At 69.7% G+C, this 16,175-nt stretch carries 14 protein-coding genes; 4 read left to right on the forward strand and 10 right to left on the reverse strand.

Translation table 11 applies throughout. The features are described from left to right. Positions 1–30: 30 nt before the first annotated feature. The 7 genes from ACWEVN_RS26730 to ACWEVN_RS26760 all read right to left on the reverse strand — a co-directional run bounded on the left by ACWEVN_RS26730 (position 31) and on the right by ACWEVN_RS26760 (position 7,740). Entirely contained in the window at positions 31–1,158 is a 1,128-nt protein-coding gene (locus ACWEVN_RS26730; protein WP_452053118.1) for a C40 family peptidase, read from the reverse strand. Further along, on the reverse strand, positions 1,155–2,693 hold the full coding sequence (locus tag ACWEVN_RS26735; protein ID WP_452053119.1) for an ATP-binding protein: 1,539 nt from the start codon (positions 2,691–2,693) through the stop codon (positions 1,155–1,157). Before ACWEVN_RS26735 ends, ACWEVN_RS26730 begins: the two co-directional genes overlap by 4 nt. Beyond that, positions 2,690–4,198 (reverse strand): SCO6880 family protein, encoded by a 1,509-nt coding sequence (locus tag ACWEVN_RS26740; protein ID WP_452053120.1) that lies wholly within the window; start codon positions 4,196–4,198, stop codon positions 2,690–2,692. The genes ACWEVN_RS26735 and ACWEVN_RS26740 overlap by 4 nt, the downstream gene beginning before the upstream one ends. Next, the gene (locus ACWEVN_RS26745; protein ID WP_452053121.1) at positions 4,195–5,622 is read right to left on the reverse strand and encodes a hypothetical protein; all 1,428 of its coding nucleotides are present in this window, start codon (positions 5,620–5,622) and stop codon (positions 4,195–4,197) included. The genes ACWEVN_RS26740 and ACWEVN_RS26745 overlap by 4 nt, the downstream gene beginning before the upstream one ends. After that, positions 5,619–6,431 carry a hypothetical protein gene (locus ACWEVN_RS26750; protein ID WP_452053122.1) on the reverse strand — a complete coding sequence of 271 codons (813 nt, stop codon included), beginning with the start codon at positions 6,429–6,431 and terminating at the stop codon, positions 5,619–5,621. The genes ACWEVN_RS26745 and ACWEVN_RS26750 overlap by 4 nt, the downstream gene beginning before the upstream one ends. Positions 6,432–6,434: 3 nt before the next feature. Next, on the reverse strand, positions 6,435–6,737 hold the full coding sequence (locus ACWEVN_RS26755) for a hypothetical protein (RefSeq protein WP_372667975.1): 303 nt from the start codon (positions 6,735–6,737) through the stop codon (positions 6,435–6,437). A gap of 79 nt (positions 6,738–6,816) precedes the next feature. Continuing rightward, entirely contained in the window at positions 6,817–7,740 is a 924-nt protein-coding gene (locus tag ACWEVN_RS26760) for a hypothetical protein (RefSeq protein WP_452053123.1), read from the reverse strand. A 288-nt stretch (positions 7,741–8,028) separates the two neighbouring features. Here ACWEVN_RS26760 and ACWEVN_RS26765 point away from each other — a divergent pair, with 288 nt between their 5' ends. Then, positions 8,029–8,631: a hypothetical protein gene (locus ACWEVN_RS26765; protein ID WP_452053124.1), complete on the forward strand. Its 603-nt coding sequence runs from the start codon at positions 8,029–8,031 to the stop codon at positions 8,629–8,631. Positions 8,632–8,641: 10 nt separating this feature from the next. On the opposite strand, the gene ACWEVN_RS26770 is transcribed toward ACWEVN_RS26765, so the two are convergent. Together ACWEVN_RS26770 and ACWEVN_RS26775 are read right to left on the reverse strand one after the other, a co-directional pair. Continuing rightward, complete coding sequence (locus ACWEVN_RS26770) at positions 8,642–9,865, reverse strand: hypothetical protein (RefSeq protein ID WP_452053125.1); 1,224 nt, start codon at positions 9,863–9,865, stop codon at positions 8,642–8,644. Then, positions 9,858–10,334 carry a hypothetical protein gene (locus ACWEVN_RS26775; protein WP_452053126.1) on the reverse strand — a complete coding sequence of 159 codons (477 nt, stop codon included), beginning with the start codon at positions 10,332–10,334 and terminating at the stop codon, positions 9,858–9,860. The genes ACWEVN_RS26770 and ACWEVN_RS26775 overlap by 8 nt, the downstream gene beginning before the upstream one ends. 251 nt (positions 10,335–10,585) lie before the next feature. Here ACWEVN_RS26775 and ACWEVN_RS26780 point away from each other — a divergent pair, with 251 nt between their 5' ends. Both ACWEVN_RS26780 and ACWEVN_RS26785 read left to right on the forward strand, forming a co-directional pair. After that, on the forward strand, positions 10,586–11,305 hold the full coding sequence (locus ACWEVN_RS26780) for a hypothetical protein (RefSeq protein WP_452053127.1): 720 nt from the start codon (positions 10,586–10,588) through the stop codon (positions 11,303–11,305). Then, positions 11,263–11,820 (forward strand): cytochrome P450, encoded by a 558-nt coding sequence (locus ACWEVN_RS26785; RefSeq protein WP_452053128.1) that lies wholly within the window; start codon positions 11,263–11,265, stop codon positions 11,818–11,820. Before ACWEVN_RS26780 ends, ACWEVN_RS26785 begins: the two co-directional genes overlap by 43 nt. Here ACWEVN_RS26785 and ACWEVN_RS26790 read toward each other — a convergent pair. Continuing rightward, positions 11,774–14,122, reverse strand: a complete 2,349-nt coding sequence (locus ACWEVN_RS26790) for an ATP-binding protein (RefSeq protein WP_452053129.1) — start codon at positions 14,120–14,122, stop codon at positions 11,774–11,776. The genes ACWEVN_RS26785 and ACWEVN_RS26790 overlap by 47 nt on opposite strands. 829 nt (positions 14,123–14,951) lie before the next feature. Between ACWEVN_RS26790 and ACWEVN_RS26795 the strand changes: the two genes are divergently transcribed. Next, the coding region (locus tag ACWEVN_RS26795) for a S53 family peptidase (RefSeq protein WP_452053130.1) at positions 14,952–16,175 on the forward strand (1,224 nt) is incomplete at its 3' end.

Here is a 16,175-nt window from a genome sequence, read left to right on the forward strand (position 1 = left end):
GACAGCGGGAGAGCGGCACCACGGCGAGGTTCATCGGAGTGGGCTCCCTCCCGGTGGCGGGGAGGGCGAGCTGGGGTCGGCGATCCGGCGGATCGCGACGATCTTCGAGGTCCAGGCGGAGAGGGGTTCGAGGATGACGCCGGTGTCGGTGTCGTAGGCGTCGACGATCACCCCGTGCCCGGCGTACATCCCGACGTGCCGCGGCACCTGCGCGGTGCCCAGCGAGCCGGGGATGAACAGCAGATCGCCCGGTTGTACCTGCTCCAGTGACGAGACGGAGTGGCCGGCGTGGACCTGGCTGACCGTGCCTGCGGGGATGCCGATTCCAGCGGCGGCCCAGGAGGCAAGCATCAGCCCGGAGCAGTCGTAGGCGTCCGGGCCCTTCGCGCCCCACACGTAGGGCTTGCCGAGCTGGCCCAGCGCGAAGCCGACCGCCGCGCGCTGACGAGCATCCTCCGGCAGCGTGAACCCCGGCGGCAGCTTCGCAGGGTCCACCTGGCGCGGGTCGCGGGGCACGTCGGACCCGCCCTGGTCCGGGCACAGCGTCTTCGCCGCTACTGACTCCGTCCCGCTCGCGCTTGGGGTGGCCGGCACGGGGTTGTCCGGCCCGGTCCAGAACCGATCCACGATCGCTGCGGCAATGGGTTCGCGTGGGGCGTAGCGGTCCGGGAAGCCGCTGTGTTGCACCGCTTGCTCCGCCTGGCCTGGGGCCATGGTGTCCCAGCCGGGCAGGGCGATGAGGGCGTCGAGGAATTTGCCGGTGGCGTAGACGGGGTTGAGGATCTGCTCGCGGGTGCCCCACCCTTGGCTCGGCCGTTGCTGGAACACCCCGAGTGAGTCGCGGTCGCCGTAGTCGAGGTTGCGCAGCCCGGACTCGACCATCCCGGTGGCGACCGCGAGGACCGCGGCCCGCTTGGGTAGCCGTCGTTGCTGGACGACGTCGACGATGGTGCGGGCGATGTCCATCTCCTCGGCGCCCAGCTGCTGGCGGTCGACGACGATGGAGCCGCCGCCCGGGCCGCCCTGCTCGCAGCCGCTCAGCTGCACGATCGTCGCGGTCGCTGTGGGGCCGACCATCAGCGCCAGCGCGAGGATGGGCAGGAACACCAGCCCGCCCAGCGCGCCGGCGACACCCGCGAGCATGCCGTGGGGCTTCATGACGACGTCGCCGGTACGGCGTCAGAGGGAAGCGGGTTCGGCTTCGACACAAGCTGGGAGTTGGTGTCGAAGATCTGCCGCTCAACCCGGCTGAGCACCGTTTGCACTTTCAGCCCGGTCCGGTTCTCGATCTTCCACAGCGCACGACCCTGCCGGTCGTTCGCCCACCCGGTTGTCGCCTCGTGCTCTTTCTCCGACAGTGCAAGGACATCGGCCAGTTCGCTCGCCACGCGGGTGGACTGTCCGAGAAGGACGCGGATCGAGCACAGGGCGAGCAGGTCGCGGGCGATGGCGACTTCCTGGGAGCCGGTGGCGCCGACGGAGAGGAAGTCGCCGGGTTTGTGGCTGACCAGGACCTGGATTTTGCGTTCGGCGCGCGAGAGCCGTAGTTCGCTGTCCACCGCTTGAACGGCGCGTAGCCCGAGCCGGAGCTGTCGCCAGATCTCGTCGCGGACGACGATCCGCAGCTCCCCGTCCTCCTGCAGATCCGTGGCCAGCGACGACCACGAACCGAGGCAGGTCAACGCGACGGCGATGGCCTGGTCGCCGCGGGTGCGCAGCCGCGAGAGGTCCAGGCTCTGGATCGGGGCGTTCCAGTCGACGGTGAAGTTCGTGGCGGCGTCGAACAGCCCGGCTAGCGGACCGCTGATCAGGTTGGCCAGCGCGTCGGTGATCGACCGAAGATGGTCCAGGAATTGGCGGCGGCCGGCGAAGCGCAGGCTCTGCCACAGCGGCTCGTCCGGGTCGGCCAGCGCCTGGTGGACGTCGGGGATGGTGATCGGCGTGAGCTGGGTGTAGCCGTCGTGGACGCCGAGCAGCTGCCGCAGCACCGCGGAGAGGGCGGCTTCGTCGGTGACGGTGGGCCGGTAGCCCTGGGCTTCGGCCAGCGCGACCAGCAGCTGCACCCACCGGCCCAGCACCCCGTCCAGCTCATCGCGTTGCCGCTCGATTGACCACGCGTCCCAGCGCGCAGCCAAGGGTCCGAGGTCGAGGGCGTTGAGGCGGGCACTGCTGCCGCGGCCGAGCATGATCGGCGTGACGCCCAGGGCGTGCAGAAGTGGGGTGTATTCGCCTTTGACGTCGCCGGAGATGAGGGTGCGGACGCCGGTGAGCATCATCCGCAGCAGGAACGCCACCACCGTGGAGCTCTTGCCGCGGCCGGGTTCGCCGAACAGGACCATGTTGGGGTTGGTGCAGATCGCGCGCAGGACGAACTCGACCGGGTGCAGGTAGAACGCGCCGCCGGAGTGGACGTCGTAGCCCATCCGCGCCCCGACCGCCGGCAGCGGGCTCGCGGCCAGCAGCGGGAACAACCCGCCGAGCACGTGGGTGCCGGCCTGGTAGACCTGCAGCGGCGCCGGCACCGGCGACCAGCCGTACCCGGGGCGGGCGAACCCGCGCTGGGGTGCCGCGCGCCGGTTCACGCGGGCGGTACGGCCGTCCGGGCGTTGGTGCCCGGTTGGTCTTGTGCTGAGCGCGGGTCCGAAGGTGGCAAGCAGTTCCGCGGCGGTCCGCTCGTCGGTGCGGCGGCTCATGACGCACCGCCGCGCAGGCGGGGCAGGCCGACACCGACAGGCAGGACGGCGGCGACGAACCCGGCGTCCTGGGCCAGTTCCATCCGCAGCAGCTGGAAGCGGCCGGCGATGTCGTTCTCCAGCTTGGCCGCGTGATCCTCGACGTTCCAGGTCTCGGGGATGGTGACCGCGGCGGCGACGGCGAAGCGGACGATGCCGTGCCCGGCTGCGACCGCGTGCTCCTGCGCCCGCGCCCCGCCCGCCTCACGGGCTTCGGCGGCGCCGGAGTTGAAGCCTTTGGAGGACTTCCAGTCACGCATGACACCGGTGCGGAACCGCAGCCGGCGCACGGCCTTGCGGGACCGGTGCTGGGACAGGGTTTCGTAGTGGATGGCGAGGCTGCGGCGCTCGCCGGCGGTCTTGACCGCCAGCAGCCCACCCAGCGATCCGAACACCGTGCCGGCCTCGGGAATCAGCACCGAGTAGGACACGGTCGCGAAGCCGTCGTGGTAGTACGCCCGCGGCGAGGGCGGCGGAGCGTGCACCGGCCCGGCCGTCGCCCAGCGAACACCCTTCTCGTTGCCCGCGCGGTGGCGGAGCGCGGCGAGGCCGGCGGCGCTGGCCGGGTTGAATCCAGTGCGGATCGCCACCGCCAGCTCCGGACCGGAGAGCCACTTGACGGTGCTGGCGCCGAGGGACTTGAGCTTGTCCTCGAGCCCGTCCAGCACCCGGTAGAGCACGGCGGCCCGGCCGGCGACCCCACCCCCAGCGGCGGCGGCCGGACGGCGGAGGGCGTCTTCGGTGCCGGAGAGGGTGACGAACACTTCGTGCCGGACCGACACCGCGCCGACCAGCCGGTCCAGCTCCTGCGACGCCTGGCGCGCGAGCGCGGGCGCATGCGGGACGTCGTGCTCGGCGCGCCAGGCCTGGTAATCGGCGCCGTCGTCGGGCACTGTGCGCACCAGCAGGGTCATCCGGTCGATGACCTCGCGGTGCCCGATCGACAGCAGCAGGTTGCCCAGCCGGTTGGCCAGCCGCTCACACTGGGCGTCCGAGAGCATCCCGACCCCGGCGTGGGTCAGGCGGGCGGTCGCGCCCCACCGGCCGTCGCCGGTGTCGTGGATCAGGCACACCCGGCCCAGATCCCGCAGCGGCGGCCCGTCGGGAAACCGCAAGCGGGCCAGCACCCCAGGCAGATCCGGCTCGTCGAGATCCTCGGCCTGCCCGGCCACGGCACGCGACTGCCACCGCGACCAGCCCAGGACGATGCCGGCGCGGTAGAGCAGCAGGTGCCCGAGCCACCGCAGCGCGGGACGTCCGCGGACTGGCACCACGACCAGCGTCGCCGCCGTGCCGCACACCGCGCCCAGCAGCAATGCCCGGCCGAACTGCCCGGACGCCAGTGCGAGGATCACCGGCACGGCCAACCCGACGCACACGAACGCCTGCACTGGCGTCAGCCCGATAATCCAGCCCGCGTGTTCCTTGCGGGAGAGCCCCTTATAGATGCGTGTCGCGGTACTCACAGCAGCACCGCCGCGTCCTCGGCCTCACCGGCCGCGGCGCCGCCGCCCTCGTCCGGCGGCGGACCGCCCGGCGGCTTGGGGGCCGACGGGATCGGCGGGGTCGGCGGACCCGCATCGCCCGGCGGGTCCGCAGGTGGCGGTTGCCCGTCATCATCGCTACCGCCGTCGACAGCACCAGTCAGGTTCGCGCCGCCGGCACCGTCGGCGCCCGTGGCAGGTAGCTCTGCCCCCTCCGCTGCCTCTCCTGCCGGGCCGGCTTCCGAACCTTCTGCGCCAGCGCCCGAGGTGCCTGTATGGGGCGCACGGCCACCGGAGGTGGCGGCAGCGCTCGCGTCCGTAGGGGCATTCTCGTCGCCGGGCGTGCCGCCGCTCGTATCCTCATCGGCGACGGCCTGATCGAATCGATCGACGTTGGCCTGCTCCTGGCCATCGCCGCCGTCATCCCCGCCGCTGTTCTCGTCGTCCCCGAACTCGTTGCCGACTTTGTTCCGGAACGCGCGAGCCATGCGCCCGGCGATGCTGTTGGCGCCGTAGGAGTCCAGGCCCGCGTCCGAAAGCCTGTCCCGGAACACGCCTTGCGGGTCGGCGTCGGGGTCGACGAAGGCGAACAGTTTGAATAGCACCAGCGGCACACACAGCGCGACGAACAGCACCCCGATGCCGGCCAGCAGCCCGGACAGCCCCTGCGCGCCACCGACGATCGCCACGGCCAGCACCACAACGAACGCCAGGGCCGGTTTCATCGCCACCGCCACCCCGCACCAGCGGACGCCTTTCCAGTACCACCGCCCTGTTCCATCGGCCACCAATCCCGCAGCGGCAATGGGAATTGCGCCGACCAGCACGTAGATCGCGGCTTCGCGGAACACGGCCTCGAACGCGAAGCCCAAGCCCGCGGGGATCACCCCGAAAGCGCCGGCCAAGCCGAGCACGACGTTCTTGACTTCATCGGAGAGGGCGTCGGTGAAGCCGGTCATGTTCAACGCGTCGCGGAAGTTGCCCACCCGCAGCCCCGTGGACAGAATCGCCTCGGTCAGGCCGTCAGCGGCGGCGAGGAACGCCGCAACCACCCCGACCGTCACCGCGAGAGCGATCCCGTACTGAACTGGGCCGGTGATCAGACGGACGAACCCACGGCCGCCGTGCAGAACGGTGGTGATGATCTGCCAGAAGAACATCCCCAGCGCGATGGCCCCGGAAATCCAGAGCGTCATCGGCCACAGAATCGACACCGGCCCGTCCGTGGTGGACACCGTGAAGATGGAGAACTGGTCGACCAGCTCGAAGGCGGTGCGCAGAATGAACAAGGCCGCGGACCAGGTCGCCGCCATGAGCGGCTCGAGGACCCCGGCAGCAGTCGCCTTGACCCCTGCGCCGGCTAGCCTGCCCAGCGCCTTCAGCAACTCCAGCTCCGCGGGCGTCATCGGGCACCCTCGCGGTTGAGGGGCCGGTAGCCGGCCGCGACCGATTCGGCGCTGCCCGGCCACGCCGACGCCGCGTAAGCGGCGCGAGCGCCGGGGGCGATCCGCCAGGCGGTGCCGGTCCAGCGCAGGGCCTGGCAGTCGCCGATGCCCATGCGGGTGGACTGGCCTTGGTAGTCGAAGCTCAGCTGCCCGAGCGTGCACACCACCGCGAACCGGCCGCCGTCGGCGGTGCCCTTGATCAGGCCCTGGGACACGTCGTAGGTCACGGTCAGGCCGGGCTTCAGCTCGCCGGGACGGATGTCGGCTTCGTCGCGGAAGGAGGTCAGCAGCGCGAGCGGGCCGCTGCCCTGCGGGGACGGGGCGTGCGGGAGCGCGGCTTCGCCGTAGGCCCGCACGTAGGTGGCTGGGTCGCCGCCGCGCAGGGCGGACTCGTTGAACGCGGTCAGCCAGCCCAGCGCGCCTTCCGCGGTAGCCGGAAAGCTGTCGGAGATCACGCGGTTCGCGATCGGGGCCGCTTGTGGCACGGTGATCGGCGGGCCGGCCGTGGCGGTGGTGAGCTCGTGGGGCAGGGCCGCTTCCGGCGGCAGGGTCAGCATGGGCCGGGTGGCCGAGGTCGTCGCCTCGTCAACCGGCGCCGTGGGTGTCGGCGAGGGCGCGGCGCCGGGCGGCGTCACGGCCGGCGGGGACGACGGTGGTGCTGTTGCCTGCCGGGCGACGAGCACGATCGCGGCCGCGGCGACGATCAGGACGGCGATGAGGAACAGGCGGCGCGTTCGCGTGCGTGAGCGCCGCGGCGTGGTGGCGAACATGGCTCAGCCGCCCGCGAAGCTGTTGATCAGCGACCAGCCGATGCCGTAGAGGATCGCGCCGGCGACAGCGCAGAGCATCATGACGACGCCGACTTTCCCGGCACGGTGGTGATCGACCCAGCGGCCGCCGACCCAGACGATCAGCCCGACGAAGAAGCCCAGGATCAGCGCGACGGCCGCACCCCACTTGACGTTGTTGAGCAGCCCCAAAATCTTGTCGCCGCCGACCGGGGGCTGAACCGGTGTCGGATTCGGGATCTGGCCGAGCCAGTCGATGACAATGTGCGCGGACATCGTGCCCTCCACGTCGCACCACCCGACGTCACGTCAGGCGGGTCAAGTGGGAGGGCGTTGAAGTTCGTCTCAGCTGAGCGGCGGGATGCGCTCAGCTGGTGTCGCGGTCGGCGACGGGACTGCCGTTGCCGGGGCCGATTCGCGGCCATCTCGGGGACAGGCGGCGTGTCCGTGGTGGCAGCACATGCCAGGAGCGGAGCAGCTGCTCGGCTGGCGCGCGCAGCGATGACGGAGTCACCTGTTCGGTGACTCCATGCTCGGCGACGTCGCGGTCATGGGGGAAGAACACCGTGTCGGGTAACAGGATGCTGGTGCGGCGGCCCGCGGTACCGGCCACGCCTTTCGGCCACCGGCGCGCGCCCACGACAAGCAGTTGCGTGGGTGGAGTCACCGCGGCGGTCCGCACCCAGGGCGCCAACCGGGCCAAGACCTGCTCGGCGTGCGCGAGCCCCGGCACGGTAGGCCGCACCACCAGCGCAGGGATCGGTGATGGACTCCCCGTGCGCAGCCACTGGCCCGGTCCGAGGACGGGATCGGTCGCCAGCCGCCACGGGTCGTGGCCGATGTCGACCACGGTGACGTCGACCCTGCGGCCGCCGGGATGCCAGTACGGCGGGCCTGGGAAGAGCACCGGCTCCGCGGCGAGATCGGCCACGTCCAGGCGCGCCAGGATCGCGCGGGCGCGCCGGGAGAACCGAATCCCGGCTGACGAGCCGGGTCCATCCCGACGTGGCCCGTCGGCCCGCGCGGCACGTCCCAGTCCGGATCGGACTGGGTCGCCGGCGTCGACGAGCAGTACCGATCGGCCCGCCAGCTGGAGCGCATCGGCGATCGCGACGGCGGCAGCAGTGGCGCCGGCCCCGGGAGAAGCGGCCAAAATCGGCAGCACGCGGCCGAACGGTGACCAGTCGACCAGCTCGACAGCGTCGCCTGTCGACGTGGTCGGGTGCGGCGTGGTGGTCGGCGAGTCCACGGTGGAGCAGACATCCGCAGGTAAGTTCTCGGATGTGACCATGACGGGCCTCCCCTCAGCGGTGGTGCGCCGGTGAAGGGTGCGGCGGTCACAGTGGGACCGTGCTCCAACCCCCTGGTCGGGGTGGCGTGGGTTGCTTTCTCTCGACGTTCCGAAGATACTCGCAACAAGTGTTGTGCTTACTTTGATGGTAGACACAACGTGCGGTATGTCAAATGCCTGCCGATTCGGGCTCGACGCTCCGCGTTTACTGATATCGACACGCTACGGGGGCGGACCATGGCACGAGCAGCGGACGACGGATCAGGTCCACATGATCACGACCCGACTGTGACGCCGTCGACCGAGCTGCATTCTCCCATCCCGCGTCGCCGGGCAGTCGACCAGGAGAAGCTCACTGTCGCGCTGCTGAACCTGGACACCTTCGGCGAGCGGTTGACCTACCTGTTCGACCACGCTTCGGCCTACTACGTTTTGCGTGGGGACCCGCTTGTCGATCCCGAGGTGATCGATCGACTCACCGCCGAGGGCGACCCGGCGTTACTGACCTTCACCGCGCGCCCGCCGTTGGTCGCTCAGTGGGTGCGGGACCGGACGGGGCTGCCGCTGGCCGAGCAGGCAATACGCAACTTCAGGGCGGGGATTCGCCAGAACAGCCGTCCGGCGATCACCAAGGCGTTGGCCCAGTTCTGGCGCATCCACCCGGACCTGCTCGACCCGACCGTCCCGGCCAGTGACTTCGCACCATCCGATGACGAGGTAGCGCGCAAGACCCATGAACTGGTGACCGAGCTCGGCTTCGTCGGGTTCAACGCGCGCGACATCGCCAGCTCGATCGGCGATGTCTCCGACGCCGGCCGCGAACAGCTGCTGCAACTGGTGGAAGGAATCGCGCGGGCGCGCCGCGCCGCCCGCGACGATCCCGCCTCCTGACCTCGTCGATCTACCGGTTCGCCGATTCCGCTTCTCGGAGCCTGCGGTGTGTCGCGCTGATTCTCGTGGCCATGCGCTGGACCCGGCGGTGGGTCAGAGCGTCTCCGACATCGGCCAGCCACCGGATCCTCGCGGCGTCGTCGACGTGCAGGCGTTCGGTCTCCAGCCACCACGCTGGGGAGTCGGCGTCGTCGCGACCGCTGCCGGGCAGGTGCCCTGCGGACGGGCGGGACAGGTGCGCGACGATCGTGGCGAGCGCGATCTCGATGTCGACGGCTGTCGCCGTGCCCGCAGGGACATAGACGTAGAGGGCCAGGGTCTGCAGTTCGTTGCGTATCGCGCGGCGGATCCGTTCGTCGACCAGTTGCTCGACGATCAGCAGGGCATCTTCGATCTCGACCAGCTTCTGGATGAACGACAACGGGGGCGGGCGACGGTGGGCCAGCAGCACCCGCACCCGCTTCCACAGGCGCTCGATCGCGGCGTCTCGGCGCTGGGTGCGGCGGCGGTCGAGCCAGTCGAACAGCCGCCGGGTCGCCGCGGCGAACAGCGACCCGGCGACGAAGAACATCAGGCCGGCACCGTCGGTGAAGACACCGAAATGCGTCCCGCGGGGCGGATGATGCGGGTCGACCAGCAACCGGAGCGCGACACCGAGCCGCCAGGACAACCCGACCAGCGACACCGCCACCCCGAGCTGCGCGAAGGCTACGCCTCCTCGCACCCCGGCCACCTCGCCGCGGGCCACCACGGTCAGGCCTAGTAGGAGCATCGCCAGCCAGCCGACGAGGTAGCCCAGGTAGATGGCGGAGTACAGCTGGGAGGGCCAGGTCGGGTTCCGCGGCGAGGCGAAGAACGACGTGCGCGCCCCGGCCAGCGTGTACAGGGTGATCATCGCTGCCGCGCAGACCACGAAGATCGTGATCACTGCCGGCATGGGCAGGCGCAGCTGTCCCAGGGTGTGCAGGAACCCGGCGGTGAAGACCATCGCCAGCATCGCCAGCACGTTTTGCGCCACGACCGCGGTGTTGTGCAGGCCCGTCAGCTCGTCGACCCAGTCCAAGGTGACCGGCGCCCCGGCGGCCAGCGACAACGCCATGCAGGCGATGCCGGCGGTCAGGAAGTGGCGGCTGAGCGCGTAGCCGCTGCCCCGGTTGACCACCGCCTTGCGGACCGCCTCGATCACGCCCGCGGCCGCGGCGCCGAGCCAGAGCAGCGAGACCGCGTCAGGCATCGGCGCACAGGTGCTGTCGTGACCCGAATGCCGCCCGCAGGGCCGTCCGGCCCGGCAGCCGAGCGCGGTAGCGCGCCGCGCCCGCGTTCACGTGCTCGCGCAGCAGGCACGCGAACTGCTCGGCTTCGAGCTCCCACCGGTCGTCGGGGTGTGTGCGGCGGCCGCAGGCGTAGGTACCGGGATGGCCGAGGATCCAGTGGCCGATCTCGTGGAAGGCGATGTGCGCGGCGTGCGCCGGCACGGCCCTCGCCACGATCGTCAGCCAGCACTCCTCACGCGTGCGCGCCAGCAGGCCGCTGGCCCCGCCGCGCCGCATAGGCATCCGCCCCAGGATCACGGGCATGCCCTGTTGCTGTCCCAGCGCGTCGAGGAAGGCCCGCAATTCGAACGGATGACGGATCGGAAGGGCGCTGATGATGGTGTCGCAGCGCCGGATGAACTCGTGATTCCTGTGGACGGTAGTGCTCACTTTTGCCCCTGTGCGTTCGATATCCAGCCGGCCCCCCGCCGGCACCCCTGTGTGATCCCCCGTCAAGCCGTGGTGACCTACGTCGCGGCTGTTCAGGGCGTTGGAGTCATAGTGACGGACACGCTCCGCAACCACCGCCGCTTGTTGCCGCATTTGGTCCACATGTCGGCGATGTGGAGTCCACATTCTTTTCCACAATGTCCCGCTGGGATCCTTGACCTGCGTCATTCACGGCCAGTAGCCAGGTTCTTATGGCTCTGGAACTGGGGGGCGCCGCGGCGCAAAAATCAGGGACCGATCCCGCGGAAGTGGCGTGGTCATTCAGCCACCTCGATCCGGCCGTCGCCGAGACCGTCTACGACACGCTGGGGACGATCCGACGCGGGTGTCCGGTGGCGCGCAGCGGGGAGCTGGACGGGTTCGTGCTGGTCACCGGGTATGCCGAGATCCGGGAGGTAGCGCGCGCCTCTGATCGGTTCAGTGCCTATGTCGACGGGTTGGGTGCGGCGGCGGTGGTCACCGAGATGCGTGACGCCGTCGCGCCGATGTTCGAGACCGACGCCGACCACCACCACCAATGGCGGCGCCTGCTGCAGACGTTCTTCACCCCGGCCATCGCGGCCGCGCAAGCGCAGTACGTGCGGACGGTCTGCCGGGAGGTCCTGCAGGAGCTGATCCCACACGGCGCTGCTGAACTCGTCGGGGCCTACACCCGTCAGGTGCCGCCGCTGGTGATCGGACGGGTGCTCGGCCTCGCCGAGTTGGAACGCGTGTGGCTGTCCGAGCACGTCCGTGCCCTCTACAGCGCCGAGACGCTCACCGAGGCCCAGCAGGCCGGCCGGACCTACGCAGTTTTCTCCTCGGGCAGATCCAGCAACGCCGCGCCCATCCCGGCCGTGATCTGCTCTCGGCGATGGTGCACGCGCAGGTGGATGGCCACTCCGCCGACGATGACGAGCTGGTCAAGATGACCATGCTGATGGTCGCGGCCGGCCACTTGACAACCGCCGACGCGTGCGCCACCGCGCTCCTGCAGCTGCTGGAAGACCTGCCGCTGCGGGAGCGCATCACCGCCGAGCCTGCAGCCTTGGAGGCGTTCGTGGAGGAGCTGGTCCGCTACGAGCCGGCGGTCGCGGCGACCGGACGCACCGTGATCAGCAAGACGCATCTCGGCGGAATGCCGCTGTTTCCGGGCGACCGGCTGCTGCTGGCGTGGGGTAGTGCCAACCGCGACGAACGGGTCTTCGACGACGGCGACGTCTTCCGCCTCGACCGCGACCGCGACGCTCCGCAGCACCTGGGGTGGGGTGCCGGCGAGCACCGCTGCCTCGGCCGGCACCTCGCCCGCGTCGAACTACGCGTCATGCTCACCGAGCTGCTGCGCGCGCTGCCCGGCCTCCGCCTGCAGCCGGGCACCACGGTGCGGCGGACGTTCGGGGTCATCCGCGGCGTCGCGGCCCTACCGGTGCGGTGGGAACACCAGTAGGCGCCGACCGGGCCCGGTACCACTCCGCTAGCTCCCGACGTCCCGCCACACCCAGCAGGCCATAGATCGTCGTCAGCTCGGTCTCGACCGTGCGCACGGAGAACCGCACAGTCTTCGCGATCTGCTGATTCTTCAGTCCCTGGGCGACCAGCCGGACTATTGCCCACTGCCGCTCATTCAGCGTCGGCTCCGCCGCAGGGTCGGTGTCGCCGAATGCCAGGGCGACGATCTGCTCATCGGTCAGCAGGCTGCCCTCGAGGTAGGCCGCCGTCGACTCCACCGGCCCGAGCACCAAGGCGATGTCGGCTTTCGCTCGTCCGCGGTGGGGTTTGAAGCTGGCCAAGCCGTTGTAGTGGACACCGTGGCGGGCCTGCAGGCTGTCGGAGCCGCCGATCGCCCGAGCCGCGCCGACGTAGTCTCCGTCCTTGGCCAGCTCCCAGGCTTTCCGCTCGACCCACCAGCCAGGCCCCCACAGGTCGCCGAGGGCGATCTGCCGCCGCAGCGGCTCGGGATTGTCGGTGACGGGATCGGAGCACGCGGGTAAGCCGCGCGTCCACTCCGCCCATGTCACGGCCCATTCGGCGCCGCGGCGGCGAGCTTCGGCCAGGCAGCGTTGCGACATCCGGTCCGCCTCCTCAGCCGGGCCAAGCAAACCGGCGGTCATGGCGTGGAACAGGTCCGCCATGAAGGCGGGACCTTCGGCACCCGCGGCGCGGAAACCGGCACTGGCAGCGGCCAGTTTCGCGAACCCGCTGCGCTGCCCGAGGGCGAGTGCCTCGTAGGTACCTTCAACCAGCTGGACTGCCGGAGCGTCGTACTTGCCCGCTTCGCACGCCAGGCGCACGCATTCGTCCAGGAGCGTCTTCCCGCGGGTTTGCTCGCCGAGGGCGATCCACACCCAGCCGGCCATCGCCAGTGCCGAGATCCGCACCTCCGACGCCACCACCGGGCCCTCGCGCAGCAGCTCTTCGACCCGGCGGCACACCTGCACCTCAGTGGCGAAGAAGAACGGCGCGCGCGTCAGCAGGACGTCCACCATGATCGCCAAGCCGCGCTCGGTCAGGCCGTTGTCGGAGCACCATGCCACGGCTGCGGCGATGTTGCGGGATTCGGCGTTGACCAGGTCCAGCCACCGGACCTCCTCCGGTCCGAACCACTGCTCGGCCGCTTGCCTGGCCAGCCCGGCAATCCATCGGTAGTGCCGTTCGCTGACGTCGTTGAGTTCGCCGGCTGTGCTCAGGCTGCGCCGGCCGTACTCACGCAGAAAGGTATGCTGACGGTAGCGCCCATCAGGGGAGGCACCTTCGATGATCGAGTGCCGCACCAGATGATCCAACGTCTCCAGGATCTCACCACGATCGATCAGCTCATCCGCGCACACCTCTTCAGCGGCGTCGAGCGTGAACCCGCCGGAAAAGACGGTCAGCCGCGCCCAGACCCGTTGCTGCTGCGGCGAACACAGGTCCCAGGACTCGGTGATCGCGATGTCGAGCGCGAGATGATGCTTGGGAATCCCGCGCGCGCCGGGACCGTACTTCAGCGACGCGCCGCCTTGCAGGCGATCGAGGACGACCGCCGGTGCACGTCCCCGGCCGAACTGGGCCGCGATGAGTTCGAGCACCAGCGGAATACCTGAGGACCAGCGGACCAGGTCGACAATGGCTTGCCAGTCGTCCTGCTCGGTCAGTGGCCGTCCGACCGCGGTGGCGCGGTCGGCCAGCAGCTGTACCGCGTCACTGCGCTCGGCCGCCGCGCGGTCGGCGTTCTCGGCGGGGGTCGATAAGGGGCCCAGGTGCACCCGGTGTTCGCCCTGGACGTCGAGGTAGGGGCGACTGGTGGCGATCACCTGCACCATGACGGTCTCAGTGATGATCCGGTTGACCAGCTCGGCAACCGCGTCCAGCACTTGCTCGCAGTTGTCCAGCACGATCAGCACGCGCCGGTCACGGACGTGCTCGATCAGCACGTCGGTGGGGTCGGCGTTCGGCTGATGGTGCGAGATACGCAAGGCTGCAATGAGCAAGTTGCAGATTCGCTGCTCGGCATCCACCATATCGGCGTGCACGCCGAGTTCGGCGAGACGAATGAACACCGACGCCTCGTAATGCTCATTCATATGCACGAGCAGTTCGCCCGCCAATCGCGTCTTCCCGACGCCGGGCGATCCGGTCAGCGTCACCACCCTGTCACCGGCGTTCAGCCGTTCGCACACCTCGACCAGTTCGCGGGATCGCCCGAAGAATGTCGTCAGCTGAACACCAGCGAGCGACTGTTCAACCGGTCTGCGAATGCGCTTATCCACCGCAATGAACGCAGTGACGCCAGCCGACGCCGACTGCCGGTTTTGCCCGGCTCATGATGTCCTTCACGATCCCCTCCTCACGCCGGGCACCCCGCCCTCCCAATCGGCGGACGGTGCTCGCCAGCCTCGTGACACCCTCCGTGGCAGATGTCGTACCACCTGTGGCCTGCGACGATCGACCACTTCACAACCAAACACCCGATCGGGTTAATCGTCAACACACTGTCCGCGCCGGACTAACACCAGACCGTGAAAACTCGTTTCACTCAACCGACAGAAACCGGATCACGCCCACGCCGACGAGGGCGACGCCGCAGTGGCGGGCCTGCGCCAGCACACCTCCACAGCAAGAGTCCGTATGACTACTTCGGGCGACAGTTCGCAGCACGATCGGCCTACTAGAAACAGATTCACAGCAAGACCGCCACAAGTGTTTGCACTTTTGTGCGAGGGCGGTTATCGTTCGTCTCAGCAAGGCAGACCAGTGCTCCACCCTGGGGAGGCGTGGAATCCGGCACGGTCCGCCCGACAGCAGGGGGCATTCTCGTGTTTCCATCCTCCACACCACGCCGGACGCAGGCCGCTCGCGGACCGCCGGCAGCGCACACTCGACCGTAGCGCACCCTACTCGTCCGATACTACTTCGGACTTCTCGATCAGCGAACTCCACGACCGGCCGCACACAGCCGTTCTTGTGGTCCCTTGACGTCTCCGCTCAGCCCTCTTCGCGTAACCCTGGCTGCGGCACGAGGCACACCCTCCAGCACGTCCGTCAATAACTTGACGGCGCGCTGGACGGCTTTCCCTTTTCATACAAGGAGAAACCTCGATGCACAGCCGTCTTTGGCATGCCCTCGCCGCGACCGCGGCCCTACTCGCCTCCACCGCGGCCACCGCGGTCGCGGCACCCAGTACCCCCGCCGACGACACCGGCGACCGCGCACCAATAGCCGGGAACACCCCCGCTTGGGCCACCCCACACACGGAAGTCGCCCGCAGCAACGGAAACGCCGTCCGGCACATCCAGGTCGCGCTGGCGCTGCGTGATCACGCCGGTGCCGAACGCCTCGCCGCGCGGCTGGCGACTCCGGGCAGCGCCGAGCACGGAAAATTCCTGTCCTCGACGGAGTTTCTCGACCGATTTGCCCCGACGCAGAACGCTGTCGACCAGGTGTCACAGTGGCTGGCCAAGCAGGGCTTGCACGTGACCGGGGTCAGCGGCAACCGCCACTTCGTCGACGCCGAAGCCCCGACCGCAACCCTGGAGACCGCGTTCAGCACGAGGATCTCCGCGTTCCGGACCCGCGTCGACGGTGTTACCCGGACGCTGACGGCCCCGGCGTCGCCTGTCACCGTGCCGACTTCGCTGCGTGCCTCGATCACCGCCGTGCTCGGCTTGGACGACAGCGCAGCCCTGCTCAAGCCCCAGCACACCCGGCCGAATGCGGCGGCCGCGGAGCAGCACTGCGCGCGGTGGTGGGGCGAGCAAAACAACACGGACGTCCCGCAGAAGTACCCGGCCGGATCCCAGTCCAACTCGCTGTGCGGCTACACCGGCACCCAGGTCCGCGCGATGTACAAGCTGGGCAACGGATACACCGGGGCCGGCACGACGATCGGTGTCGTCGGCGCCTACAACTCCGACACCGTCGTCGCCGACACCAACCAGGCTGCCGCCCAGCTCGGCGTGCCGCCGCTGGCGTCCGGCCAGTACTCCGCGGTCCTGCCGCAGGGCGGGTTCACCGACGCGCAGGAATGCGGCGCGGAAGGCTGGAACGCCGAGCAGACCCTGGACGTGCAGGCATCCCACACCATCGCCCCGAGCGCGAAGATCCGCTACTACGCCGGGAAAACCTGCAAGGGCACCGGGATCTACGACGCGTTCAACCAGGCCGTCACCGACAACGCGGTGGACGTGATCAGCAACAGCTACGGCAACGCCGACGGCGAATCCTCTCTGCCGCAGGCGGCGCGGGACCAGTTCAACTCCATGGCGCTGCAGGCGGCGATCCAGGGCCAGACCATCACCGTGTCCACCGGCGACGCCGGCAAC

The organism is Amycolatopsis sp. NPDC003861, assembly GCF_053605405.1.

Coding starts and splice junctions, on each gene's coding strand:
- ACWEVN_RS26780 (WP_452053127.1), top strand. CDS start 10,586: ATGGCTCTGGAACTGGGGGGCGCCGCGGCGCAAAAATCAGGGACCGAT.
- ACWEVN_RS26745 (WP_452053121.1), bottom strand. CDS start 5,622: ATGACGCCCGCGGAGCTGGAGTTGCTGAAGGCGCTGGGCAGGCTAGCC.
- ACWEVN_RS26770 (WP_452053125.1), bottom strand. CDS start 9,865: ATGCCTGACGCGGTCTCGCTGCTCTGGCTCGGCGCCGCGGCCGCGGGC.
- ACWEVN_RS26760 (WP_452053123.1), bottom strand. CDS start 7,740: ATGGTCACATCCGAGAACTTACCTGCGGATGTCTGCTCCACCGTGGAC.
- ACWEVN_RS26750 (WP_452053122.1), bottom strand. CDS start 6,431: ATGTTCGCCACCACGCCGCGGCGCTCACGCACGCGAACGCGCCGCCTG.
- ACWEVN_RS26735 (WP_452053119.1), bottom strand. CDS start 2,693: ATGAGCCGCCGCACCGACGAGCGGACCGCCGCGGAACTGCTTGCCACC.
- ACWEVN_RS26730 (WP_452053118.1), bottom strand. CDS start 1,158: ATGAAGCCCCACGGCATGCTCGCGGGTGTCGCCGGCGCGCTGGGCGGG.